The following is a 24,623-nucleotide window of genomic DNA, read 5'->3' as shown; positions in this document are numbered from 1 at the left end:
CTTGGGCCGGCTGCTCTCGCATTGACGAAGCCTTCGAGGCCAGTCAGTCTGCCAAGAGGTCGGCCCGCCAACGCTGTCAGGCATGATGAATTATTCCGACACATCCATCGCCGCGACCACCCCGTTCCTCAGCCTCGAGAACGTGCGCAAGACCTATCCGGGCGTCGTCGCGCTCGATGGCTTCTCGATGGAGGTCAGGCCGGGCGAGGTCATCGGCCTCGTCGGCGAAAACGGCGCCGGCAAATCCACCTTGATGAAGATACTCGGCGGCGTGACGCGGCCCGACAGCGGCACCGTCACTGTCGACGGCGCCGCCCATGACGGCCTGAGCGTCGAGGGCAGCCTTGGCTCCGGCATCGCCTTCGTTCACCAGGAACTCAACCTCTTCGAGAACCTCGATGTCGCAGCCAACATCTTCTTCGGCCGCGAACCGCTGCGCGCCGGGCCGCTCAAGCTTGTCGACCGCGCAAGGCTGCGCGCCATGGTGGCGCCGCTCCTGAAACGCGTCGGCGCCAATTTCTCCGCCGACACGCCTGTCGCCGAACTGTCGCTCGCCCAGCAGCAGATGGTCGAGATCGCCAAGGCGCTGTCGATCAAGGCAAGGCTGGTCATCCTCGACGAACCGACCTCCAGCCTGCCGATCGCCGAGACCGACAAACTGCTCGACGTCATCAAGGCGCTGAAGGCCGACGGCATCAGCGTCATCTTCATTTCGCATCGCCTGCACGAGGTCGAGCGCGTCGCCGACCGCGTCATCGTGCTGCGCGACGGCATGCTGGCCGGCACCTTGCCCAAGCGCGACATCAACCACGACCAGATGGTCAAGCTGATGATCGGCCGGATGCTGAAGGAGCGCGAAAAAGCCTCCGAGGCGGCCCGCGCCCCCGGCGCCGTCGCCCTGTCGGCCAAGGCCATCCGCACCCCGACCTATCCCGGCCGGCCGGTCGATCTCGACGTCAGGCGCGGTGAAATCCTCGGCCTTGCCGGCCTCGTCGGTTCCGGCCGCACCGAGCTGGCGCGGGTGTTCTTCGGCATCGAAAGCAGCCTTGGCGGCACGCTCGAGCTCGCCGGCGAGCCGCTGGCCCTGGGTTCTGCAGCCGATGCCGTCGCGCACGGCATCTTCCTGGTGCCGGAGGACCGCAAGCTGACCGGCATCCTGCTCGACCTGTCGATCGCGCAGAATATTTCGCTGCCCAACCTGCCGGCGCATGCCAAGCGCTCTTTGGTGTCGGCCAGCGCGGAGACCGCCACTGCGGAGAAGCAGAAAAAAGATCTCGGCATCAAGGCGCCGTCGGTGCAGACGCGCACCGGCACGCTGTCGGGCGGCAACCAGCAGAAGGTCGTGCTGGCCAAATGGCTGGCGATGAACCCCAAGGTTATGATCCTCGACGAGCCGACGCGCGGCATCGACATCGGCGCCAAGGCGGAGATCTACGGGCTGATGCGCGCGCTGGCCGACGCCGGCGTCGCCGTGCTGATGATCTCCAGCGACATGGAGGAGGTGATCGGCGTGTCCGACCGCATCGCCGTCATGCATGAGGGCCAGATCTCGGGCATTCTCGACAAGGACCAGTTCAGCCAGGAAAACGTGCTGCTGCTGGCGGTGGGCAAGCAGCCGAAATAGTTTTTGCCGCCGTGGCTGGATGGCCGCGCAGGGAGGCATTGGGGAGAAGACGATGAGCAAGAAAGATCTCGGCCTGCTGATCCTGATCCTGGTGGTCGGCGCGATCGTCGCCATCATCAATCCCCGCTTCCTGCTGCCGATCAACCTCGCCAACACATCGAACCTGATCGGCCTGTTCGGCATCCTGTCGATCGGCCAGGCCTTCGTCATCATCACCGGCGGCATCGAATTGTCGGTCGGCTCGCTGGTCGCGCTCCTGGGCACGCTGTTCATCGACTTCATCGCCGTGCGCGGCATGGAATGGCCGCTGGCCTTCGTGCTCATCCTGGTGCTCGGCGCCATCATCGGCCTGGCGCATGGCTGGCTGATCACGCGGCTCAAGCTGCAGCCCTTCGTGGTGACCTTGTGCGGCCTTTTGATCTATCGCGGCGTCGCCCGCTTCTACACCGCCGACGGCACCGCCGGCTTCGCCTTCGGCCAGAATTTCCCGGAGCTCGAATTCTTGACCGCCGGCCGCTCCTGGGGCGTGCCGAACTCCTTCTTCGCGCTGATCGTCATCGCCATCGTCATGTGGGTGGTGCTGCACCGCTCGGTGTTCGGCCGCTATCTCTACGCCATCGGCAAGAACGAGGAAGCGGCGAAATATTCCGGTATCCGCACCGGGCGCGTCGTCATGGCCGCCTACGTCATCTGCGGCGTGCTGACAGCGTTGTCGGCGATCTATTTCGCCATGTACACGCGCTCCATCTCGCCGGCCAGCCACGGCCAGTTCTACGAGCTTTACGCCATTGCCGCGGCCGTGCTCGGCGGCTTCTCGCTGCGCGGCGGCGAGGGCTCGCTGATCGGCGTCATCCTCGGCACCGTGCTGTTGCAGGAGCTGCAGAACCTCGTCAATCTGCTCGGCATCCCGTCCTCGCTCAACTTCGCGGTGATGGGCGGCGTCATCCTCATCGGCGTGCTGATCGACCAGCAATGGGGCGTGTTCCGCGCGCGGCGGCGCATGGTCGACGCCGCTCGCAAGGGTGCGGTGGGCGCGGCCGCGGAATAGTCGGAGGCATAAAGCGGGCGGCTGCCGTGACCGTTGAAGGATAACGCGCTTCCATCTCGCCCGACCCGCAATTCCGCTCGATTTATCGTCGGCCGTATCTGTGCGGCCCCAAGTGACTTGCAAAGGGGGGCGGCGTCGCGAAAACGGCCTTGCGAGCTCCCATCCGGATTGGAACGAAACCCTTATCTGGGCGTTGTTCAAGGCTTTTCTATTCGGAGGCATTGTCATGGCCGCGAATCCGCTAAGCACCGCCAAGGTGGGAGGTCATCCCATCCATCCGATGCTCATTCCCTTTCCTGTCGCGTTCCTTGTCGGCGCGTTTCTCACCGATTTGAGGTTCTGGGGCACTGCCGACGTCTTTTGGGCACGCGCGTCGATGTGGCTGATTGGAGCGGCTATCGTCATGGCTCTCCTGGCGGCGATTGCCGGCTTTATCGATTTCCTGAGCGAGCCGCGCATCCGCGCCCTGACGGACGCCTGGTATCACATGGTCGGCAATTTGACCGCCGTCGTTCTGGCGCTGATCAATTTCTATCTTCGCTACAGCCAAGGCGCCGAAGCGGCAGTTCGCCCATGGGGAGTGCTGCTTTCATTGATCGTTGTCTGCATCCTGCTGTTTACCGGCTGGAAAGGCTGGGAGATGGTGTACCGCCATCACGTCGCGGTTCTGGACGCGCCGACACAACCGTCGGCAACGCCGACGGCCAGCACGCGTCGTGGCGATCACGACCGGCACGCGGCATAAAGGGAAGGTGTTTCGATGTTCAGGTCAGGCGAGCGCCACCTGAACACCAACACTTTTAGTCGATCAGCCCCGACATGTCGGAGAACGCCATCGCCTTGCGCAGCACCTCGGCAAAGCGCTCGCGTGCCGTCTCGCGCGAACCGCTGTTGTCGATCGAGGTGACGCCGGGTCCGGACAGTGTCACAGGGGCGCTGCGCGCCAGGCGTGCCAGAACCTCGCCGCGCGACTCGCGTCCACGCATCGCCAGCCGCTCGGCCAGCACATCGGGCGAAGCGGTGATCTCGACGATGGCCAGGTTGGCATAGCGTTCCCGCAAGGCAGGGATGATCGCGCGCGATACATTGGCGACAGCGACATGGCCGTTGGCCACTGCCCAATCGACCTCGGCCGGCAGGCCGTAGCGCAGGCCGTGCGCTTCCCAGGAAACGGCGAAGGCGCCGTCGGCTTCGGCCTCGATGAAGGCGGCATCGGCCAGCGTGTCGTGATCCTCGCTTGCCGTATCGCTCGGCCTCGTGATGACGCGGCGCACGAATTCCAGCCGCGTCTCGTCGGCGAAGAGCGCCTTGGCATGGCCGATGATCGTATCCTTGCCGGCGCCGCTCGGGCCCACCACGGCAACGAAGACGCCGTCGCGTATCGGAAACGCCTCGGCCGACAGTTCACGCTCGATCAACGCCGACACCATCATGCGACCCGTCGCCCTTGCCGCCAGACCGTGCGCACCACCGGAACGTCGTCGTCGAGGCGCACGCGTACCAGGTCGGCGCGGCGGCCTTCTTCGATGACGCCGCGATCGGAAAGACCGACGGCCTCGGCCGGGTTCTTCGACACCATCGCCACCGCCTGCGGCAGGGAAATGCTATCCACGACGTCGCCGAGAAAGAAGGCGGACTGGATCAGGCTGAAGGGGATGTAGTCGGACGACAATATGTCGAGCAGGCCGTCGCTGGCCAGCGTGCGCGCCGAGACGTTGCCAGAATGCGAGGCGCCGCGCATGACATTGGGCGCGCCCATCAGCACGCCGAGCCCTGCATCCTTCGAAGCTCTGGCGGCTTCCTCGGTGGTTGGGAATTCGGCAACGCGCACGCCTTGCTCGATGGCTTCGTCGACATGGCCCGTCGTCGCATCGTCATGGCTCGCAAGCACGATGCCGCGCTCGTGGCAGGCGGCGGCGATGAAGACGCGGTTCGGCCCCGAATTCCGTGCCGATTCGCCCATCCGCTTCTCGCAGAATTTCTGGAAATCGTAATCGGTCAGCTTCAGCTTGCGTTGGTAGTAGTAGGCGTAGGTTTCGAGGTTGACGAACTGGCGCTGACCCGGCGCATGGTCCATCAGCGAGGCGAGCTTCACCCGTTCGTCCGTTTCGAAATTGGCGAAGGCCCTGAGGCAATCCGGCGCCGAGACCTCGCAGCGCAGGTGGATGAAATGATCGGCCCGCAATCGATCCATCCGCACGCTGTCCTCGATCGCATCGGCGAGCTTGCGGATGTCGGCGGCGTTGAGATCGGCATCCTCGTCCATGCCGACGCGCAAGGCATCGAGCACGGTGGTGATGCCCGCGGTCGCCACTTGCGCGTCATGGGCAAGCACGGCGGCGATCGGGTTCCACCGCACCTTCGGCCGCGGCGCATAATGGCCTTCGAGGTGATCGGTGTGAAGCTCGACCAGCCCCGGGATGATGAAATCGCCAGCCATGTCCTCGCCGGCTCGGACGGCGCCGGCGGATATGTCGGCGATCAGACCGTCACGCATCGTGAGCGAACCGTCGATGACCTCGTCGGCAAGAACGATGCGGGCGTTGCTCAGAATGGTCTCGGCGGTCATTTCAGGCAGTCCTTGGTTTTTTCTGGCCTTTACGGCTTGTTGCTTCAGGCGGTTTTTCTAGCCGGACGGCGCCCGAGCGCGTGCTGGGAAAGCACCATGAACGGGGCGCCGGGTTCGGGCTCGATGAACAACGTCAACCCGTCCACAGGCACCGGCTGGCGCAGCACCTCGGCGAACAGGCCCTCGATCGCCAGGCGAAGACGAGGGCTTTCCTGTGGCCCGGCCCTGCCGGAAAGCGTCATATGAAAGCGGAAGCTCTCGAAGACATAAGGATAGCCCCACTGGCAAAGATTGCGGAATTCGCCCGGCTTCAGCGAGTTCGGGTTGCGCCGCTCGATCTCGGCCTCCGTCAACGGCGCGCGAAAGCGGTCGAAATCGCGCACCACGTCATCGGCGAAGCGATTGAGCGGAGGCAATGGCGCCTCCGGCACCAGCGCGAAGAAACCGTCGATCTGGCTGACGACGAGACGGGGGATCATCACAACCGGCGTCGCTTCGGCAAAGGCGTCGAGCGCTGTGCGCAACGAGGCTTCGGTTTCGTTGGCCGCTAACCGGAAAGGGGCTTTCAGCGTCGCATGAAAACCATAGCGCCGTGCCGATGCGGTGTGGAAGGCGACTTCCGCCGCCGACAAATCGCCCACCGCCTCCGCCGGTCGCGTTGTGGCGCCGAAGGGGTCACGGCCCAGCCAGTTGGCGGCGATCCCTGCCAATTTTTCGTCCTGCCGGGGGGTGAAGTAGATGGCGTAGCGCATCGAAAATCCTCGTCAGCCCGTTGCCATAGGTGATTTCCATGACGGATTGACGAAGCTTTGAAGGGTTTTCGAAGGCAAATCGACCCCGCCGGTCCTTAGCCGGCGATTTTTCTGATCTGGACCAACAGGTTCAGCCGCAACCGCGGGCCGGTCAGGCCTTCATCAGCCATTCGTGCTCGGGCGCATTGTGGAATTTCCACGTCCGCGTCGGGCCGGCCATGACGTTGAGGTAGTAGAGGTCGTAGCCGTGGCAAGCGGCGCAGGGGTGATAGCCCTTGGGCACCAGCACGACATCGCCGTCCTCGATCGCCATCGCCTCGTCCAGATCGCGGAAGCCGCCCTTGTCGGCGTCGGTATAGACACGCTGGAAGGCAAAGCCCTGCGGCGGGTTGAGGCGGTGGTAATAGGTCTCCTCGAGATAGGATTCATCAGGCAGATTGTCCTGGTCGTGCTTGTGCGGCGGGTAGCTCGACGTATGGCCGCCGGGCGTGATGACCTCGACCACCAGCAGCGAATCGGCCGGCTTGCCCTCGGGCAGGATATTGGTCACGTAGCGCGTATTGGTGCCCTTGCCGCGCACCTCCTGGCCGAGATCGTCGGGTCCGATCACGCGAACCGGCAGGCCGCCGCCGAGGCCGGGCGCCGAGCACACCGCGAGTTCCAGTCCGGTATCGGCTGTCACCGACCAGTCCGATCCCTGCGGCACATAGACAGACCATGGCTTGCCTTCGAAGGGCGACATGCGCTGTCCGAGCATGCCGAGATCCTTGCCGTCGGCCTTGACCGTGCCCTTGCCGGTGACGAACACCAGGCAGACTTCGCGATCGTCCGTCTTTCCCGACGCACTTTCGCCTGGCCTCAGCCGATGCAGGTCGAAACCGACATAGGTCCAGCCGGCGCTTTTTGGCGTCACATGGGCGACACGGCCATGGCCCTTGTCGGCCTTCACCAGCAGCTTCGACATCCGGTTACTCCTTCGGTTCGACTTCGGCGGGCGCCTTGTTCTCGTCGGCCGGCTTATAGAGATAAAAAAACTGCCAGACGCCATAGCCGGCGAAGCCCAGCGCGATCACGCCCCAGAACGGTGTGCCGCTCGCGAACTCGATGATCGACCAGATGACGCAGACCGCGACGACGGCGACACGCCGCCACAATGGCCGGAAGAAGGGGTGCTCGGAATCTTTCATCGCGGCAACCTACAGCAAGCCCGGCCTGGCGAGAACCCGATCAGACATCGGGAAAGCCCTGCGTCTCGACCGTGTAGCCGGCGGCCGTCATCACCCGCATCAGCTCCTTGTGGCCGACCTGCGCCATCTTGAGCGGCGGGTTCTTCTTCGGGTCCTGTTCGGCCTCGACCACGAACCAGCCTTCATAGCCATGGTCGGCGAAACGCTGCACGATGGCGCCGAAATCCAGCGAGCCGTCGCCCGGCACGGTGAAGGCTCCGAGAGCCACCGCATCGAGGAAGGACTGCTTCGTGCGGTCGAGCTTCTCGATCACGCCCATGCGCACGTCCTTCACATGCACATGGCTGATGCGCTTGTGATGATTGTCGATGGCGCGCAGCACATCGCCGCCGGCAAAGGCCAGATGGCCGGCATCGAGCAGCAGCGGAATGCCCGCTCCGGAATGGCGCATGAAGGCGTCGAGCTCCGGCTCGGTCTCAACCACCGCCGCCATGTGGTGATGATAGGAAAGCGGCATGCCTTGCTCGGCGCACCATTCGCCGAATTCGGTCAGGCGCCTGGCATAAGCCTTCATCTCGTCGCCCGAGAGTTTCGGCTTGGTGGCGAGCGGCTTCGAGCGGTCGCCCTGGATCGAGCGGCCGACCTCGCCATAGACGATGCAGGGCGCGTTCACCGCCTTGAACAGATCGATCATCGGCTGGATGCGATCCTTGTTCTTGCTCATCTCCTCATCGACCAGCGTGCCCGAGAACCAGCCACCGCACAGCGTGACGTCGGCCGCCTTCAGGATCGGCAGCATCACCTTAGGGTCGTTGGGGAAGCGCCGGCCCATCTCCATTCCGGTGAAGCCGGCCGAGCGCGACTGGCGCAGGCACTCCTCAAGCGACACGTCGTCGCTGAGTTCCGCGAGATCGTCGTTCCACCACGCGATGGGGGACATACCCAGTTTGGCTTTCAAGTCGTCACTCCGGTTTCTTGTTCACCCTCCCCCTTGTGGGGAGGGTCGCTGCGAAGCAGCGGGGCGGGGGTACGGCGCCAGCCCCCACCCGGACCTTCGGTCCGACCTCCCCACAAGGGGGAGGTAGGGAGTTGGCAGCGCCGAGGTCAATCACCAACGCTCTGCATCCGCCGCTTCTCCTCATAGGCCTTGCGCGCCGCGTTCACTTGGCTGCGCTCGGAGACTTCCGGCACCGCCACGTCCCACCAATGGCCGCCGGCATCGGTGGAAACCAGCGGATCGGTGTCGATGACCAGCACCGTGGTGCGGTCGTTGCCTTTCGCCCGAACCAGCGCCGTCTCCAGCCCTGCGATGGACGGCACCTTCTCGGCGATGGCCCCCATGCTCGCGGCGTGCGCGGCAAAATCGACGTCGGGCAGTACTTCGTGGCGCGCGTCCTTCAGGAGATTGTTGAAGTTGGCGCCGCCGGTTGCCATCTGCAGCCGGTTGATGCAGCCAAAACCCCTGTTGTCGAGCAGCACGATGGTCAGCTTCAGGCCGAGCATCACCGAGGTGGCGATCTCCGAATTGAGCATCAGGTAAGAGCCGTCGCCGATCATGACGACGACCTCTTCCCCGGGCTTGGCCATCTTGGTGCCGAGCCCGCCGGCGATCTCGTAACCCATGGTCGAGAAGCCGTATTCGGCATGATACGAGCCGGGCGCGCCGGCCTGCCAGAGCTTGTGCAATTCGCCCGGCAGCCCGCCGGCGGCATTGAGCAGCGTCACGCCGGATCCCATGGCGCGCTGCACGGCGCCGATCACCTGCGCGTCGGAAGGGTAGGCGGCATTGGTCGACGCCGTCACCTTGGCGGCTTCGGCCTGCCATTCTTTCTTGCCGGCTGCCGCATTGTCGGTCCAGGCGGATGGCGCCTTCCAGCCCTTCAGCGCGGCACCGAGTTCAGCCAAACCTTCGGCCGCGTCGGCGACCAGCGGCGATGCCCGATGCTTGCCGGCATCGAAAGGCTGCACATTCAAGCCGATGATGGTCTTGCCCGAATTCTTGAACAGCGCCCACGAGCCGGTGGTGAAATCCTGCAGGCGCGTGCCGACGGCGAGCACCACATCGGCCTCTTCCGCCAGCCGGTTGGCGGCCGATGTGCCGGTGACGCCCACCGCCGCCATGTTGAGCGGATGATCGTCCGGCAACGAGGATTTGCCGCCTTGCGTCTCGCAGACCGGAATGCCGGCGCCTTCGACGAATTTCGCCAGTTCGTCCGAGGCCTGCGAATAGAGCACGCCGCCGCCGGCGATCACCAGCGGCTTGCTGGCGCCCTTGAGCGCCGCGACTGCGGCCGCCAATTCAGCCCGATCCGGGCGCGTCCGGCGCTGGCGCCAGACCCGCTCGGCAAAGAAGCTCTCGGGATAGTCATAGGCTTCGGCCTGCACGTCCTGGCAGAGCGACAAGGTCACAGGCCCGCATTCGGCCGGGTCGGTCAGCACGGCCATTGCGCGGTTCAGCGCCGGGATGATCTGCTCCGGCCGCGTGATACGGTCGAAATAGCGCGACACAGGACGGAAGCAGTCATTGACCGTCGCCGTGCCGTCGGAAAAATCCTCGGCCTGCTGCAGCACCGGGTCGGGAATGCGGTTGGCGAAGACGTCGCCCGGCAGAAACAGGACGGGCAACCTGTTTACATGCGCGAGTGCCGCCGCCGTCACCATGTTGAGCGCGCCGGGCCCGATCGAGGAGGTGGCGGCCATGAAGCGGCGGCGGAAATTGGCCTTGCCATAGGCGATCGCCGCGTGCGCCATCGCCTGTTCATTGTGGGCGCGGAAAGTCGGCAGTTCGTCGCGCACCTGGTAGAGCGCCTCGCCGATGCCGGCGACATTGCCATGGCCGAAGATCGCCCAGACGCCGCCGAAGATCGGCACCTTTGCGCCGTCGATCTCGGTCATCTGTTTGCTCAGGAAACGGGTCAGCGCCTGCGCCATCGTCAGGCGGATTGTCTTGCTCATTGGTTTCCTCCGCAGTCCCTGTGCCCGTTCTTATGCTGCTTTACGGCCGCGCGCGGCAAGCCATGCCTCGGTCAGCTGCTCGAAGCGCGATGCCATGTCGGCAATCGCTTCGTCGTCCGACATCTTGCCGGAAAGCCATTGTTCGGCGGCGTTGATGAAGATGGTGCGGCCGACCGCAAAACCCTTGACGATAGGCGCCTTGGCCGTCGCTGCGAAGGCGGCCTCCAATTCGTCCTGCGGGGCCTCCAGGCCGAGCAGTACGACGCCGCGGCACCAGGGGTCGTTCTTCAGGATCACGGCCTCGATCTTCGTCCACGCGCCGCTAGACGCCTGCGGTTCGAGCTTCCACCAATCCGGCTTGATGCCGAGCGCATAGAGTTCTTCCAGCGCACGCGGGATGGTCGTGTCGTCGAGCTTGCCGTGCTTGCCTGCGATGATCTCGATGAGAAGCTCTCTCCCCACTTTCCGCGCGGCCTCGAACAGAGCGCGTAATTTCTGCTGCTGTTCCTCCTTCAGGTCCGGTGGATCGTCGGGGTGATAGAAGCACAGGCATTTGATGCAGTGGTCGACCGGCCATTCGATAAGCTGGGAGCCGATGTCCTGCGAGAATTCGAAACGCAGCGGCCGCGAGCCCGGCAGTTCCACCGGCCGCCCGAGCCAGGCGAAGGGATGCCGGGCGAATTCGAACATCGCCTCGCGGCCATGTCTCTCGTCGAGCAGCATGCCGTAGCCGTCGCGCCCGGCGGCGACCTTGGCCGCCGCTTTCACCGTCAGCACCTTGAAATCCTCGATGCGCGACGCGTTAGCGCTGGTCTTGGCAGCCACGTCCTCGAGCTGCACCCGGTGGTCGCAGGCGAACGCCATCAGCAAGGGAATGTCGTGCCGGCGCGTCGTTGCCCAATGGATGTGGTTGATCGCCTCGTCCTTGCGCAAGGCCAGATGCCTGCTACCGTGCTCGAGGAAGAACTGCAATTCCTCGAAGGTCGGATATTCCGGCGCGCACAACAGCCGCGACACGGCGAAGGCGCCGCAGGCATTGGCCCAGGTCGCCGCCGTGGCAAGGTTTTCGCCGCCCAGCCAGCCGCGCAGGAAGCCCGACATGAAGGCATCGCCGGCGCCGAGCACGTTGTAGATCTCGATGGGAAAACCCTTGCCGACGACGCCGTCCTCGAGATCATCGCTGATCGGCCCGTCATAGACGATGCAACCCATGGCGCCGCGCTTGAGCACGATGGTGGCCGAGGACAGCGAACGGATCGTCTGCAGCGCGCTCAGGCAGTCGTCCGCGCCCGAGGCGATCATGATCTCTTCCTCGGTACCCACGACGAGGTCGCAATCGGGCAGCACCGTCTTCAGCTGCGCCGAGACGCGGTCGGACTTGACGTAGCGCTCAAAACCCTCGGCGTGGCCGGCCAGGCCCCAGAGGTTCGGCCGGTAGTCGATGTCGAACACGACCTTGCCGCCCTTGGCCTTCATGATGCGGATCGCCTTGCGCTGGGCGGCATCGCTGTTGGGGCGGGAAAAATGCGTGCCGGTGACGACGATCGCGCGAGCCGAGGAAATAAACGCCTCGTCAATGTCCTCCTCAGCCAGCGCCATGTCGGCGCAGTCGGAGCGGTAGAAGATCATCGGCGAGACGCCTTCGCTCTCCACCGAAAGCAGCACCAATGCGGTCAACCGCTCCTTGTCGGTTTTCAGCCCGTCGGTGTTGACGCCTTCGCGCTTCAATTGTTCACGGATGAAGCGGCCCATCTGCTCGTCGCCGACGCGCGTCAGCAGCGCCGAACGCAGGCCGAGCCGCGCCGTGCCGACCGAGATATTGGCCGGGCAGCCGCCGACCGACTTGGCGAAGGAGGTGATGTCCTCCAGCCGCGAGCCGATCTGCTGGCCATAGAGGTCGACGGAAGCGCGACCGATGGTGATGACGTCGAGCGCAGCGTATTTCGCGTCCACGGCTTCGCTCATTGGAACCTCCCGTCGGGCTTGTTGTGTTGGGGTACACGCGCGAGCGGCAGCGTGGCGCCGAAAAATATGAAATAATAATTCCAATCCATAGTCAATATGGAATGAGCATTCCCCGAGCCAGAATCGCCTTTTTGCCAGCCACTCAGGCCTTACGCCCTTTGCCGGTGTTGCGCCGCTTCTCGCCGACGCCAACGGTCAGCGCCATGGCCAACGCCATCGTCGCCGATAGCGAGCGGAAGCCGGCGAAATCCGCCTCGGCAACCTCGAACCAGACGCTGGCGAACTGGGCAAGCGGTGAGAACGAGCTGTCGGTGATGGCAATGATCGGCACGCCCTGTTCCGAAATCGTGCGCGCCTCCTCGATCGTGGCCGGCGCATAGGGTGAGAACGAGATGGCGACGACGGCGTCCGCCGGCGTCGCAAAGCTGACCATCTCGGCGTTGAGGCCGGCGGCCGATTCGATCAGCTGGTTGCGGATCTTCAACTTGCCCAGCGCATAGGCGATGTAGGACGCCACCGGATAGGAGCGCCGCTTGGCCAGCACATAGATGGTCTGCGCCTTGGCCAGCAGGGAAATCGCTTCTTCCAGGTGCGCGTCGTCCAGCGTGCGCGAAATGTCGTTGAGCGAGGTACTGGCGGCGGCGACAAAACCGTCGAAGATCGCCCGGTGGCCGGCGCCGCCCTCCGCCTTGGCGCGCAGCGCCTGCAACCGTTCGTCATAGGAGGAGTTGCGCTCGCGCAGCCGCTCGCGAAACACCTGCTGGAGGCTGGTGAAGCCGTCAAAACCGAGCTGCTGGGCAAAGCGGATCAGCGTCGAGGGCTGCACGCCGGCCGAGGCCGCGATGCTGGCGGCGGTGCCGAAGGCGATATCGTCGGGATTGTCGAGCGCATAGGCGGCGATCTGGGCGATGCGCTTGGGCAGGCTTTCGCGCCGATCGAGGATCGTGGCGCGCAGCGTCTCGAAGTCGCGAGGTACCCGTTCGTCCATCGTCGGCCCGTCCAAGCTCATCGGTGAAGCGTCCTCTCTGCCCCATCATAGCGAGGCTGCGCAAGAACACCATAAAAAATGAGGCAGACATTCCATTCCGAACAAAAATGGACTAATTCATCCACGCAACGCTTCTGGCAGTGGAGGAACGGAAATGGTCGGCGTCGGTCTCATCGGCACGGGGTTCATGGGCAAGTGCCACGCCATTGCGTGGAGCGCCGTCGGCGCTGTCTTTCCCGACGTCACCAAACCACGGCTTGTCCATCTCGGCGAGGTCAATGAGGATCTCGCCAGGCGCAAGGCCGGCGAGTTCGGTTTCGCCAGGGCGTCCGGTGACTGGCGCGCCGTCGTCGAGGATCCCGAAGTGGACGTCGTCTCGCTGACCACGCCCAACCAGTTCCATCCGGAAATGGCCATCGCGGTTCTTCAGGCCGGCAAGCATTTGTGGTGCGAAAAACCGATGGCGCCGAGCTTCGCCGAAGCCGAGGCGATGGCGGAAGCGGCGAAGAAATCCGGCAAGGTCGCGGCGCTCGGCTACAATTACATCCAGAGCCCGGCCATCCGCCATATCGGCGCGCTGCTGGACGAAAAGATCATCGGCGAGGTCAACCATCTGCGCATCGAGATGGACGAGGATTTCATGGCCGATCCCGAGGCGCTGTTCTTCTGGAAGCACGAGGCATCTTCCGGCTACGGTGCGCTCGACGATTTCGCCGTGCACCCGCTGTCGCTGGTGTCAGCCCTGTTCGGCCGCGTCGCCAGCGTCATCTGCGACATGGCCAGGCCCTATGCCGACCGCAAGCTGGCCGCCGGCGGCCGCCGCGCTGTCGAAACTTACGACATCGCCAGCGTGCTGATGCATCTGGAGAACGGTGTCGCCGGCACTTTGCAGGCCAACCGCTCGGCCTGGGGCCGCAAGGGGCGCATCGCCGTCCAGATCTTCGGCTCCAAGGGCTCGATCCTGTTCGACCAGGAGCGGATGAACGAGTTCCAGCTCTACCTCACATCGGACCGCCCGACCGAACAGGGCTATCGCACCATCCTGGTAGCGCCACAGCACAAGCCTTATGATTTGTTCGTGCCGGCACCCGGGCATAGCCTCGGCTTCAACGATCTCAAGATCATCGAATGCCATGAATTGCTGACCCGGCTCGCCGGCAAACCGGCGCGGCTCATCGAATTCGCCGAAGGGCTGGAGATCGAGCGCACCGTGCATGCGATGGCGCGATCCTTCGAGGAGAAGCGCTGGGTCGATGTCAGATAGTCTCTGCCGCTATCGGGTTGGCAATGGCGGCCTCAGCCGCCGGCGGCAGGAATCTCCCATCCACTGACCCAGATCTGCCGCAACCGGTCGCCTTCGCCCTTGAAGCGCAGTCCTGTCGGCTGGCAATCCTCGATGCGGTCGCTGCGGAAATTGCGGATTGCCTGGCGCAGTTCGCACCAGGCGACAATGTTGGCGGTCTCAGCATAATAGATCAGCGCGATCGGGCGGATGAGGCGCTCGGAAGCGCGGCCAAGCTCGTCGCGATAGGAGAGGTCGAGCTTCTCCTCGTCGCGTATGGCGCGGCGCACCAGCGCCAGATCGATCGCACCTGCGGAGGGCGCGGCGAACCCCCACGCATGCAGCGCATTGGCGTCGAGCGTCTGGCGCAAAGGCGGCGGTACGGCGCTGGCGATCTTGGCGCCGACGCGCTTGGCCGCCTGCTTGAGCTCGTCGTCGCCCGTGCGCTCCAGCAGGGCAAGCGACAGCACGATCGCCTCCATCTCCTCGATCGAGAACATCAGCGGCGGCAAATCGAAGCCGGGACGCAAGACATAGCCGATGCCGCGCCCGCCCTCGATCGGCACGCGCATCGCCTGAAGCGCTGCGATGTCGCGATAGATCGAGCGGATCGTCACTTCCAAGTGCGCGGCGATCATTGCCGCGGTCACCGGCTGCCGCGCCAGCCGCAGGATCTGGATGATCTCGAACAGGCGTGACGCCTTGCGCATTTTTCTGACCCGGTACCGATCACAACTGACACACCATCGTCAGTTGAACCAGCTTATAGGACTGCCTATCGGTTTGAAAATCAACAGGTTCCGCTGCGGCTGGGCCGAGCGGGACAACAGGCAACTGACATGGGCTATGCTGAAAATCTCTGGCTGTTCTTTATCCTCCTGTTCGGCATCATCGCCGTTCCGGGCATGGACATGCTGTTCGTGCTGGCCAATGCGCTGACCGGCGGGCGCGACAGGGGTCTTGCCGCGACCGGCGGCATCATGGTCGGCGGCATGGTGCACACGCTGAACGGCGCGATCGGCGTCGGCCTGCTGATGCATTTCATGCCGATCCTGTTCAAGCCGCTGCTGATTGCCGGCGCGGCCTACATGGCCTTCATCGGCGTCACGCTGATGCGCAGCTCCATCACTGTCGGTCACGACGGGCCCGCCGGCAGCCGCTCGGCATGGAAGGCGTTTCGCCAAGGCCTTGTGACCTGCCTGATCAACCCGAAGGCCTATCTCTTCGTGCTTGCCGTCTACCCGCAGTTCCTGAAGCCGGACTACGGCCCGATCTGGATGCAGGCGACGGTGATGGGCCTGCTGACCGTGCTGACGCAGGCTGCGATCTATGGTGGGCTCGCAATATCAGCCGGCCGCAGCCGCAAGCTGCTGATCGCCAATCCGCGAGCGACCATCCTTGCCGGCCGGGCGGCCGGGCTGCTGCTCTTCGCCGTCTCCGTGTTCACAGCATGGGAGGGCGTGAGGGCGGCGTAGTCTCGGGCTGGACCGAACTGCCGCCCTTCAGGCGCCGGCCGGATCAGGCGGTGTCCTACAGCGTGGCGAGAAGCTCGTCCAGCTGCTCGAATTGCTCGGACATCGCATCCGCCGCCCCGGCGCCGGCGTCGAGGGCTTCCTTCGAGGGATAGAGCTCGCGCATGACCAGCAGCGTCCTGCCGCCTTTTTCCTCGAAGGTCACCGTGGTGGCGGGTCCACCGTCACCGCCTTCGTCATTGGTCCAGACGAGGCGCGAATGCGGTGTCACTTCGAGATACCTGCCGAAGAACTCGGCAGGCTGCGAGTCACCATGCCCGAACACCAAACGGTACCCGCCTCCCACACGAACATCCATCTCGCAGGAACGCAGGAACATGCCCATCGACTTGGGCGCCCACCAGCGCTTGAACAGATCGGGCTTTGTCCATGCCTCGAACACGATGCGCGCCGGCGCGTCGAAGCTTCGCGTAACGACCAACTCCCGGTCGGACGTCCGTTCCACCGTCGTGCGGTTCTGCATGGGGGTGGGCTCATTCGCTCTTGTTTCGTCCATCGGCTTCCTCCTTCCGTTTCATTTCCTCGACAACCTTGTCCAGCTCGTCGAAGCGTGCCGCCCAGAGCTGGCGGTATCTCTCGATCCATGCCGCCTCCTCCTCTAGGCGGCGCAGGCCGAGCTTGCAGGTCCGCACGCGCCCGACCTTCTGCGTGGTGACGAACCCCGCCTGCTCCAGGACGCCGACATGCTTCTTCATGCCCGTGAGGGTCATGTGGAATTTCTGGGCCAAGTCCGTGATCGAAGCATCCGCACGGCCGAGTTGCTCCAGAACCCCGCGTCGGGTGGCGTCCGAAAGCGCGGCAAACGAGGCGTCCAGGCGGGTCGGAGAATACTGAACCATGTGGTTCAGTATGTAACATGCGGATCGGTGGCATGCAAGGAGGTGGAGGGCTGCGGAGCTAAGGGCGGCGTGCTCCCGGGCTGAAACCGGAAACCCCGCCCTTTGCTCCTACCAGATCAGGCGGCGCCCTGCCGGCTCTCCATCGAGGCGCGGCGCGCCGATCGGCGCCATTCCACGGCGCCGGCAAGGCCGTGCAGCACCGTCTCCGTGGTCGCCCAGTCGATGCAGCCGTCGGTGATGCTCTGGCCATAGACGAGCGGCTTGCCGGGCACGACATCCTGCCGGCCGGCGACGAGATTGCTCTCGATCATGACGCCGATGATGCGCGTATCCCCCGCCGCGACCTGTCCCGCCACGTCAGCCGCGACCTTGGGCTGGTTCTCCGGCTTCTTGGCTGAGTTGGCATGGCTGACATCGATCATCAGGCGGGGCGCGATACCGATGCGGGCGAGTTCGACCGATGCGGCTTCGACGCTTGCCGCATCGTAATTGGGCTGGACGCCGCCGCGCAGGATGACATGGCAATCCTCGTTTCCGGTCGTTGCCGCGATGGCGCTGCGTCCGCCCTTGGTCACCGCCATGAAATGATGCGGCTGCGCGGCGGACTTCACCGCCTCGGCGGCAATCCTGAGATTGCCGTCGGTGCCGTTCTTGAAGCCGACCGGGCAGGACAGGCCCGATGCCAATTCCCGGTGGATCTGGCTCTCGGTGGTGCGCGCGCCGATGGCGCCCCAGGCGACGAGGTCGGCAATATATTGCGGCGTGGTCATGTCGAGGAATTCCGTTGCCGCCGGCAGGCCGAGATTGTTGACGGCGGACAGGACGTTGCGTGCCATCCGCAGCCCCTTGTCGATGTTGAAGCTGCCGTCGAGGTCGGGGTCGTTGATCAGGCCTTTCCAGCCGACCGTCGTGCGCGGCTTTTCGAAATAGACCCGCATCACGATCTCGAGCCGGTCGGACAGAGCCTCGCGCAGCGCCGCCAGACGGCTGGCATAGTCAACGGCCGCGACCGGATCGTGGATGGAACAAGGGCCGACGATGACAACAAGTCGGTCGTCAGCCCCCGTCAGGATTGAGTGGATGGTGTTGCGCGAGGCGGCAACGGTGCGCGTCGCCGTGAGTGAGCGCGGTATCTCCCGCATCACCTCTTCCGGCGTGCTCAGCAGTCTCAGTTCCTTGACCCGAAGGTCGTCTGTGGTGGTCAACACGGCTTCCTGCTCCTCTTTGATTTAGAGAAGACCTGCCGGCTGAAACAAAAAAGCCGCCAGGTCTGGCGGCTTGTCGGACTGTTTGCTGCAATCTTCAGATCGAGCGCAATCCTCCCGCCGCCAGCGAGCTGCTAAAGTACCAATAGGTGGCGGTCAGGTGGATCATGTGGCTCATATAGTCGAAGCGGCGGCCTTTGTCACGTACCCTGATGAGAGCCATTTCAGGATATGCCGAACCCCCGCGACGCGGTGGGCCTTTCGGCGATGTTATGCCGCTATTCCGGCGACGCCCCGGCGACGCTCTGGTCGTAGTCGACAAGCGAGCCAGTCATCACGCCGGATTGCGGGCTGACCATGTAGCTGATCAGCCGGGCAAGCTGGTCCGGCTTCACCAACTGCCCCATCGGCTGTGCGGCCTCGGCCTTCTCGAGCCAGTCGTCGGGCGCGTCATGCCATTTCTTCTGCACGATATCCTCGCCCTCGGTGTCCATCCAGCCGGGCAGCACGGCGTTGCAGCGGATGCGATTGAAGCGATAGGCGTTGGCGACATTCTTGGTCAACGTCATCAGCGCGCCCTTGCTGGTCGAATAGGGCGTCAGGAACGACTGACCGGTATGCGCCGACATCGACAGCACGTTGACGATCGATCCGGGGGCCTTTTTCTCAAGCAGATGCGTCACCACGCCCTGCATCAGGAAGAATGGGCCTCGCACATTGGTGTCGAAGATGGTGTCGAAGAGCTCCTCGCTGGTCTCCACCAGCGAGCCGCGCGCCGACGTGGCGGCGGCGTTGACCAGCGCATTGATGGTGCCGAAATGCGAAAGCGCGGTGGCCACGGCGCGCTTGCAATCGGCCACCTTGGAGACGTCCGCGCTGATGAAGATAGCATCGACGCCCGACTTCTTGAGCGTGGCGACAGCCTTGTCGCCCTTCTCCTGCGAGCGGCCGATCAGCGCCAGCGCCCGGCAGCCTTCTTCCGCCAATGCCTCGGCGACCGCGAAGCCTATGCCTTGTGCGCCGCCGGTGACGATGGCGCGCGTTTGTGAATTGCGACCGGCTGATGCGCTCATCGCTCTGCTCCTGTGCTTTAAGTCGTTACTTGTCGAGGCGGACGGTCTGGCCTGATGTCGCCGATTTCAGCGCCGCATCCGCCAGCCGAAGTGCGATGAGTCCGTCCGTCCCGCTCGGTGCTGCCTTCTTGCCCGAGGTCGCGGCGGCGATGAAGGACGCTATCTCGATGGCATAGGCATCGAGATAGCGGGTCATGAAGAAATCGTGCAGCGGCGGGCGCGTATAGCCCTTCTCATTGGCCAGTTCGATCGACACCGGCCGCTGGTTCTCGGCCGCCACCATGCCTTTCGAGCCATGCACCTCGATGCGCTGGTCGTAGCCATAGGTGGCGCGGCGCGAATTGGAGATGACGGCCTGCTTGCCCGACGCGGTTTCCAGGATGACGCTGACCGAGTCGAAATCGCCGGCCTCGCCGATTTGTCTGTCAACCAGCACCGAGGCATGCGCGCTTACCGCCACCGGCTCTTCGCCGAGCAGGAAGCGCGCCATGTCGAAATCATGGATGGTCATGTCGCGAAAAATGCCGCCGGAGCGCGCGATGTAGTCGATCGGCGGCGCGCCCGGATCGCGCGACGTGATGGTCACCATCTCGACCGTGCCGATGGCGCCGTCATCGATCGCCTTGCGCACCGCGGCGAAATGCGGGTCAAAGCGCCTGTTGAAGCCGACCATCAGCGTCGCCTTGGCCTTCTCGACCACGGCCAGGCACTGCTCGACGCGCTTGACGTCGAGGTCGATCGGTTTCTCGCAGAAGATCGCCTTGCCGGCCCTGGCGAAGCGCTCGATCAGGTCGGCATGGGTGTCCGTCGGCGTGCAGATGACGACCGCGTCGATGTCCCCGGATTTCTCAATGGCATCGATCGTGCGCACCTCGGCACCGTAGGCCGTGGCGAGTTCGCTCGCCGCCTTTTCGAAAGCGTCGGCAACGGCGACCAGTTTGGCCTGCGGATTGGAGCCGACGGCGCGGGCGTGGACCTTGCCGATGCGGCCGGCACCGAGGAGGGCGAAGCGGAGAGTCATGGAAATTTCCTCTGGGATGGTTCGAAGCTGGCGAGGCGCCGGTCATGCGCGCGGCTGATTTTCCGGTCAAGACGAGATCGACGGGGAAGCGATGACCGCCGCCTCCGCGCCCGGCCTAGGCCGCGAGTTCGGCCTCTCCGGTCTTGGCGCCGGTGATGTAGGAAACAATATCGTTTCCGTCGGTGTTCTCCTTGCGCAGATTGGCGACGATGCGGCCGCGCCGGAAGACGACGATGCGGTCGCAAAGGTCGAACACCTGGCGCATGTTGTGGCTGATCAGGATCAGCGGCTCGCCATTGTCCTTCAGCGTGCGGATGATGTTCTCGACCTGCGCGGTCTCCTGCACGCCGAGTGCTGCCGTCGGCTCGTCCATGATGATCAGCTTGGAGGCGAAGGTCGCGGTCCTGGCAATCGCCACGCATTGCCGCTGGCCGCCCGACATATGGCGGATGGTGTTCGACAGGTTGGGGATTTTCACCGCCGTGCGCACCAGCGCGGCTTCGGTCGCCTTGCGCATCCCCCGGCGGTCCAGGATCGAAAACGGTCCCAGATTGAACAGTACTTTTTCGCGGCCCAGGAACAGGTTTGACGGCACGTCGAGGTCGTCGGCCAGCGCCAGGTTCTGGAACACGGTCTCGATGCCGGCCTCGCGCGCCTCGATAGGGCCCGAAAAATTGACTTGCTTGCCGTCGAACCAGATCTGGCCGCTAGTCGGTTGCTCGACGGCGGTGATCTGGCGCACGAAAGTCGACTTGCCCGCACCGTTGTCGCCCATGATGGCGACGTGTTCGCCCTTGCGCAGTTCGAAATTCGCGCCTTCCAGCGCCTGCACGCCGCCATAGCGCTTGGTCAGGTTTTCGGTCTTCAGGACGATGTCTGACATGGTCAAGCCCTCAATGCCCGCAGGCGCTGGCGCCACTGGTCGAGAACGACGGCGCCGACGATGATCACGCCCTTGACCATCTCCTGGTAGTAGGCATCGAGGCGCAGGAAGGTGAAGCCGGAGATGATGACGCCGAAGATCAGAGCGCCGATCACCGTGCCGACGATCGAGCCGCGGCCGCCCGACAGCGATACGCCCCCGATGACCGCCATGGCGATGGCGTCGAGTTCGTACATCACGCCCATGCCGGCCTGGGCGGTGAGGTTCTTGGAAGAGAGCACCACCGCGGCGAGCGATGCGAGTATGCCGGCGATGACATAGACCAGGATCTTGTGGTTGGCGATCTTGATGCCGGACATACGTGCGGCGTCCTCGTTGGAGCCGATGGCGTAGCAATGCTTGCCATATCGTGTGTAGGTCATGATCAGTTGGAACAGCACGGCGAGCGACAGGAAGATGATGACGGGCATCAGGCCTTTGCCGATCGCGGCGAAACTGTCGGTGGGAAACGAGATCGGCTGGCCCTTGGACCACCATTTGGCGATGCCGCGCGCGGTCACCATCATGCCGAGCGTGGCGATGAAGGGCGGAATGCGCGTGTAGGCGATCAGGGCGCCGTTGACCAGGCCGGCAAGCAGCCCGCAGCCGATGGCGACCAGCAGCGGCACGATGACCGGCAGGTCGGTCCAGCCCTGCGCCAGGAACATCGCCTTGGGATTGGGATTGCCGTTGACGGTCGCCACCTGCGCGAAGCTCATGGCGATCATCGCGGTGGCGCCGACGATCGAACCCGAGGACAGGTCGATGCCGCCCGATATGATCACCTGCGTCACGCCGATGGCGATGATGCCGACGATCGACACTTGCAGGATGATGATCTGCAGCCGCGCCTCGTTGAAGAGGCCGCCGACATTGCTGCGGGTGTTGAACAGGAAGCTGTCGCCGAGAAAGATGCGGCCGATCAATTCGAAGATGACGACAAGAATGACGAGCGCCAGGAAGACGTTGAATTCCGCCGGCCATATGCGCTTCTTCGCATCATAGCTGACCCCGCCGACGCCATGAGATGTCTGTGCCAATCGTCTATCCTCCGTCAGCCACGGCCGCCCCTGGCGCCTGAAAGCGCTGAGAGGTGGGGCGGCGCCCGGTCTTTTGAGCGCCGCCCCGGAGTGAACCGTTCCGCCGCTCAGTTCTTCTTCAGGAACTTGTCGATGTTTGCCGGCGTCACCAGTTGGAAGGGCACGTAGACCTTGTGTTCGACCTTCTCGCCCTTGGACAGTTTCAGTGCCGCGTCGAGCGCACCGGCGCCCTGGCCGGCCGCGTCCTGGAACACGGTGACGTCGAGGTCGCCTGCCTGCATGGCCGCAAGCGCGTCCTGCGTGGCGTCGACGCCGCCAACGACAACCGTCTTCATGTCGATATTGGCGGCCTTCATAGCCTGGATGGCGCCGATGGCGCTTTCGTCATTGTTGGCGATGACGCCGTCGAACGGCTTGCCGGTCGACAGCCAGTTGGTCATCAGGTTCTGGGCCTCGTCGCGGTTCCAGTTCGACGTCTGCTTGTCGATGATCTTGATGAAGCTGCAATCCGGCGTCGCGATCACCTCTTCGATGTCCTTGGTGCGCTGCACGGCCGCCTGGTTGGAAAGCTCGCCCATGATCACATAGACATTGGCTTCCTTCTTGCCGGCTTCCTTGAACAGGCGGCAGGCTTCCTTGGTTTCAAGCGTGCCGGAATCGGCCTCGTTCGAAGCGACGAAGGCCTGGTTGTCAGGCAGCGTATCGACATTGACAGGTTCGCGGTTGACATAGACCAGCGGGATCTTGGCGGCGGCCGCGGCATCCGACATCGCCTGCGTGGCAGAGGTGTCGACCGGATTGACGATGATGGCGTCGACGCCCGATGCGGCGAAGTTCTTGATCTGGTCGAGCTGTTTGGCGACGTCGTTCTGCGCGTCCTCGACCTGCAGCTCCACGCCGCTCATGCCCTTGGCCTGCTCGATCATGCCGTTGCGCAGCACGGTCAGGAAATTGTCGTCGAACTTGGCCATCGACACGCCGATCTTGGCGGCCATGGCGGACGAACTCATCAGCGCCGCGAAGGCGACGCCCAAAATTATTTTCTTCATTGTATCTCTCCTCCACTTTGGGTGTCCGGTCGCACCGATCTATCCGGAATCCCCGGTCTCCCCGGGGAATCTCTCCCTGATATCATTTCGTCCCGGGGCGGTTCATCACCGGCTGGACCGCCGAACTGCCTGCCCCGAACCAGATGTTCTCGGAACGAAAGAACCAAAATGTACAGCCAGTGAAATATTTATTCCATTTCGGAACGAGGCGTCAAGGGAGATTCCGAATCCGGGCGTGCGATTTTCGGCCGTCTCTGATGGATTCTATCATTTCAGGCGGCCAGTTTGCGGCAGACCGGGCTGCCCGGGCATTTTATCGTTTCATGGAAACGCTCTACCTCCGTCCTGACGCGATCTGGACGGACAACCGCTGCGCGCATTCCTGAAATGGGTTCAGATGTTTTCCGGCAAATAGATGTCGAAGGGGAGGAACGTCTGGCCCGGCGCATTGGCCGCGCCGGTTTCGATGGCATGCGCCATCCGATCGACGAGCTCGCGACAGAGCGCGGCAAGGGGCGTCGAGATCACCATCGTCAGGATGTTGTCGGCAAGCGCGGCGCGCGATTCGGCTGATATCTCGTTGCAGACGACCACCGGCATGTCGGCGGGCTTCGCTGTCCGCAGCGCCGAGACGGCGCCTTCCATGCCGCCGCCGGCGACGTAGCAGCCGACAAGATCCGGATATCGCGCCAGAAGATCGATCATCGCATCATGGGTCACCTGGTTGGCCTCCAGATTGACCAGCGTCTCAAGCACGTTGAAGTCCGGCGCATGCTCGCGAAAGAAGGAGCGGAAACCGATCTCACGCAGCTCATGGCCGTGGAAGCGATGGCTGCCGACAAAAAGGGCGACCTTGCCGGGCTTCCTCGCAGCCTTCGAGATCATCCAGGCGGCGGTGCGGCCGACCTTGCGGTTGTCGAGGCCGACATAGCCCTCGCGGATGCCGGCGGCGAAGTCGGACAGCAAGGAGAAGACCGGCTGCCCCCTGGCCTTTAGCGCCTCCACGACCGCCGTCAGCGTCGGATGGTCAGGGCCGACCACGGCGATGGCCCGCGATTTCGCCGCCAGCCTGCGCATCTGGGCGGCGATCTCATCGGGGGCCAGGGAAGTGGCGAAATCGATGGTTGCGACGCCACGGAAGCGCTGCGATTGTGCCACCGCGAGTTCGAGTTCCCGCGCGAAATCGCCATAGAAAACGTCATTGCCCCGAAGCAGCAGAAAGCCCAGTCGATACTCGGGCAATTCCTGACGCATGCGCTGTTTGATCAGCCCCGCCGCGTGATAGCCGATCTCGGTCGCGGCATCATAGACGCGGCGCGCCGTTTCCTCGCGCACCGGCAGGCGGCTGTTGAGCACGCGGTCCACCGTGGCGACGCTGACGCCGGAGATGCGCGCCAGATCGGTGATCGTCGGCCGTTTCGCCATGTCTGTCCTCATTTGACTGCGCGTCTTTCCTACATCTTGATGATAGGAAATGATAGAAACTATCTTTCTGACGTTGAGTCTATCATGAGCTAGCGTTATTTTCAGCCTCGAAGTCAGGAAATGTCGGGCATTCGCGTGGCGGATGCC

General features: G+C 63.9%; 24 protein-coding genes. 5 read left to right on the top strand and 19 right to left on the bottom strand.

Annotated features, from left to right (window positions below; translation table 11 throughout):
* Positions 1–85 precede the first annotated feature (85 nt).
* From FJ964_RS11385 to FJ964_RS11375, 3 genes are all read left to right on the top strand, one after another.
* Positions 86–1,624: a sugar ABC transporter ATP-binding protein gene (locus tag FJ964_RS11385; protein WP_140550503.1), complete on the top strand. Its 1,539-nt coding sequence runs from the start codon at positions 86–88 to the stop codon at positions 1,622–1,624.
* A gap of 52 nt (positions 1,625–1,676) precedes the next feature.
* On the top strand, positions 1,677–2,672 hold the full coding sequence (locus FJ964_RS11380) for an ABC transporter permease (RefSeq protein ID WP_140550465.1): 996 nt from the start codon (positions 1,677–1,679) through the stop codon (positions 2,670–2,672).
* A 226-nt stretch (positions 2,673–2,898) separates the two neighbouring features.
* Positions 2,899–3,417 (top strand): DUF2231 domain-containing protein, encoded by a 519-nt coding sequence (locus tag FJ964_RS11375; protein WP_140550464.1) that lies wholly within the window; start codon positions 2,899–2,901, stop codon positions 3,415–3,417.
* A gap of 55 nt (positions 3,418–3,472) precedes the next feature.
* Here the strand turns inward: FJ964_RS11375 and phnN are convergent, their stop codons facing one another.
* The 9 genes from phnN to FJ964_RS11330 form a co-directional block, all read right to left on the bottom strand.
* Positions 3,473–4,105, bottom strand: a complete 633-nt coding sequence (gene phnN / locus FJ964_RS11370) for a phosphonate metabolism protein/1,5-bisphosphokinase (PRPP-forming) PhnN (protein WP_181172431.1) — start codon at positions 4,103–4,105, stop codon at positions 3,473–3,475.
* Positions 4,102–5,241 (bottom strand): alpha-D-ribose 1-methylphosphonate 5-triphosphate diphosphatase, encoded by a 1,140-nt coding sequence (locus tag FJ964_RS11365; protein ID WP_140550463.1) that lies wholly within the window; start codon positions 5,239–5,241, stop codon positions 4,102–4,104. Before FJ964_RS11365 ends, phnN begins: the two co-directional genes overlap by 4 nt.
* Before the next feature lie 44 nt (positions 5,242–5,285).
* Positions 5,286–5,993: a DUF1045 domain-containing protein gene (locus tag FJ964_RS11360; RefSeq protein ID WP_140550462.1), complete on the bottom strand. Its 708-nt coding sequence runs from the start codon at positions 5,991–5,993 to the stop codon at positions 5,286–5,288.
* Between the two features lie 151 nt (positions 5,994–6,144).
* On the bottom strand, positions 6,145–6,957 hold the full coding sequence (iolB, locus tag FJ964_RS11355; RefSeq protein ID WP_140550461.1) for a 5-deoxy-glucuronate isomerase: 813 nt from the start codon (positions 6,955–6,957) through the stop codon (positions 6,145–6,147).
* Between the two features lie 4 nt (positions 6,958–6,961).
* Positions 6,962–7,180, bottom strand: a complete 219-nt coding sequence (locus tag FJ964_RS11350) for a DUF3329 domain-containing protein (RefSeq protein WP_140491266.1) — start codon at positions 7,178–7,180, stop codon at positions 6,962–6,964.
* A 40-nt stretch (positions 7,181–7,220) separates the two neighbouring features.
* Complete coding sequence (gene iolE / locus FJ964_RS11345; protein ID WP_140550460.1) at positions 7,221–8,138, bottom strand: myo-inosose-2 dehydratase; 918 nt, start codon at positions 8,136–8,138, stop codon at positions 7,221–7,223.
* A gap of 146 nt (positions 8,139–8,284) precedes the next feature.
* Positions 8,285–10,135 carry a 3D-(3,5/4)-trihydroxycyclohexane-1,2-dione acylhydrolase (decyclizing) gene (iolD, locus tag FJ964_RS11340; RefSeq protein ID WP_140550459.1) on the bottom strand — a complete coding sequence of 617 codons (1,851 nt, stop codon included), beginning with the start codon at positions 10,133–10,135 and terminating at the stop codon, positions 8,285–8,287.
* A 30-nt stretch (positions 10,136–10,165) separates the two neighbouring features.
* Positions 10,166–12,100: a 5-dehydro-2-deoxygluconokinase gene (gene iolC, locus FJ964_RS11335; protein WP_140550458.1), complete on the bottom strand. Its 1,935-nt coding sequence runs from the start codon at positions 12,098–12,100 to the stop codon at positions 10,166–10,168.
* A 142-nt stretch (positions 12,101–12,242) separates the two neighbouring features.
* A complete protein-coding gene (locus FJ964_RS11330) occupies positions 12,243–13,088 on the bottom strand; it encodes a MurR/RpiR family transcriptional regulator (protein ID WP_181172439.1) in 846 nt (281 codons plus the stop codon).
* A 154-nt stretch (positions 13,089–13,242) separates the two neighbouring features.
* Between FJ964_RS11330 and FJ964_RS11325 the strand changes: the two genes are divergently transcribed.
* A complete protein-coding gene (locus FJ964_RS11325; protein WP_140550456.1) occupies positions 13,243–14,352 on the top strand; it encodes a Gfo/Idh/MocA family oxidoreductase in 1,110 nt (369 codons plus the stop codon).
* A 32-nt stretch (positions 14,353–14,384) separates the two neighbouring features.
* Here FJ964_RS11325 and FJ964_RS11320 read toward each other — a convergent pair whose 3' ends face one another.
* The gene (locus tag FJ964_RS11320) at positions 14,385–15,080 is read right to left on the bottom strand and encodes a YafY family protein (protein ID WP_140550455.1); all 696 of its coding nucleotides are present in this window, start codon (positions 15,078–15,080) and stop codon (positions 14,385–14,387) included.
* Between the two features lie 129 nt (positions 15,081–15,209).
* Here FJ964_RS11320 and FJ964_RS11315 point away from each other — a divergent pair, with 129 nt between their 5' ends.
* Entirely contained in the window at positions 15,210–15,845 is a 636-nt protein-coding gene (locus tag FJ964_RS11315; protein WP_140550454.1) for a LysE family translocator, read from the top strand.
* A 55-nt stretch (positions 15,846–15,900) separates the two neighbouring features.
* Here the strand turns inward: FJ964_RS11315 and FJ964_RS11310 are convergent, their stop codons facing one another.
* From FJ964_RS11310 to FJ964_RS11270, 9 genes are all read right to left on the bottom strand, one after another.
* Positions 15,901–16,398 (bottom strand): SRPBCC family protein, encoded by a 498-nt coding sequence (locus FJ964_RS11310; protein WP_140550453.1) that lies wholly within the window; start codon positions 16,396–16,398, stop codon positions 15,901–15,903.
* A complete protein-coding gene (locus FJ964_RS11305; protein WP_140550452.1) occupies positions 16,376–16,741 on the bottom strand; it encodes a helix-turn-helix domain-containing protein in 366 nt (121 codons plus the stop codon). The genes FJ964_RS11310 and FJ964_RS11305 overlap by 23 nt, the downstream gene beginning before the upstream one ends.
* 116 nt (positions 16,742–16,857) lie before the next feature.
* Complete coding sequence (locus FJ964_RS11300; protein WP_140550451.1) at positions 16,858–17,949, bottom strand: 3-deoxy-7-phosphoheptulonate synthase; 1,092 nt, start codon at positions 17,947–17,949, stop codon at positions 16,858–16,860.
* 275 nt (positions 17,950–18,224) lie between these two features.
* Positions 18,225–19,019, bottom strand: coding sequence for an SDR family oxidoreductase (locus FJ964_RS11295; RefSeq protein WP_140550450.1), 795 nt, complete (start codon positions 19,017–19,019; stop codon positions 18,225–18,227).
* A 25-nt stretch (positions 19,020–19,044) separates the two neighbouring features.
* The gene (iolG, locus tag FJ964_RS11290; RefSeq protein ID WP_140550449.1) at positions 19,045–20,040 is read right to left on the bottom strand and encodes an inositol 2-dehydrogenase; all 996 of its coding nucleotides are present in this window, start codon (positions 20,038–20,040) and stop codon (positions 19,045–19,047) included.
* A 115-nt stretch (positions 20,041–20,155) separates the two neighbouring features.
* Entirely contained in the window at positions 20,156–20,923 is a 768-nt protein-coding gene (locus FJ964_RS11285) for an ATP-binding cassette domain-containing protein (RefSeq protein WP_140491237.1), read from the bottom strand.
* A gap of 2 nt (positions 20,924–20,925) precedes the next feature.
* The gene (locus FJ964_RS11280) at positions 20,926–22,002 is read right to left on the bottom strand and encodes an ABC transporter permease (RefSeq protein ID WP_140550448.1); all 1,077 of its coding nucleotides are present in this window, start codon (positions 22,000–22,002) and stop codon (positions 20,926–20,928) included.
* Between the two features lie 107 nt (positions 22,003–22,109).
* The gene (locus tag FJ964_RS11275; protein WP_140550447.1) at positions 22,110–23,051 is read right to left on the bottom strand and encodes a sugar ABC transporter substrate-binding protein; all 942 of its coding nucleotides are present in this window, start codon (positions 23,049–23,051) and stop codon (positions 22,110–22,112) included.
* A gap of 393 nt (positions 23,052–23,444) precedes the next feature.
* Positions 23,445–24,476 carry a LacI family DNA-binding transcriptional regulator gene (locus FJ964_RS11270; protein ID WP_140550446.1) on the bottom strand — a complete coding sequence of 344 codons (1,032 nt, stop codon included), beginning with the start codon at positions 24,474–24,476 and terminating at the stop codon, positions 23,445–23,447.
* Positions 24,477–24,623 lie beyond the last annotated feature (147 nt).

Source organism: Mesorhizobium sp. B2-3-2, from assembly GCF_006442295.1.
GTDB lineage: Bacteria > Pseudomonadota > Alphaproteobacteria > Rhizobiales > Rhizobiaceae > Mesorhizobium.
The sequence above is the reverse complement of the archived record's forward strand: the minus strand, read 5'-3'. Positions and strand labels throughout refer to the sequence as shown.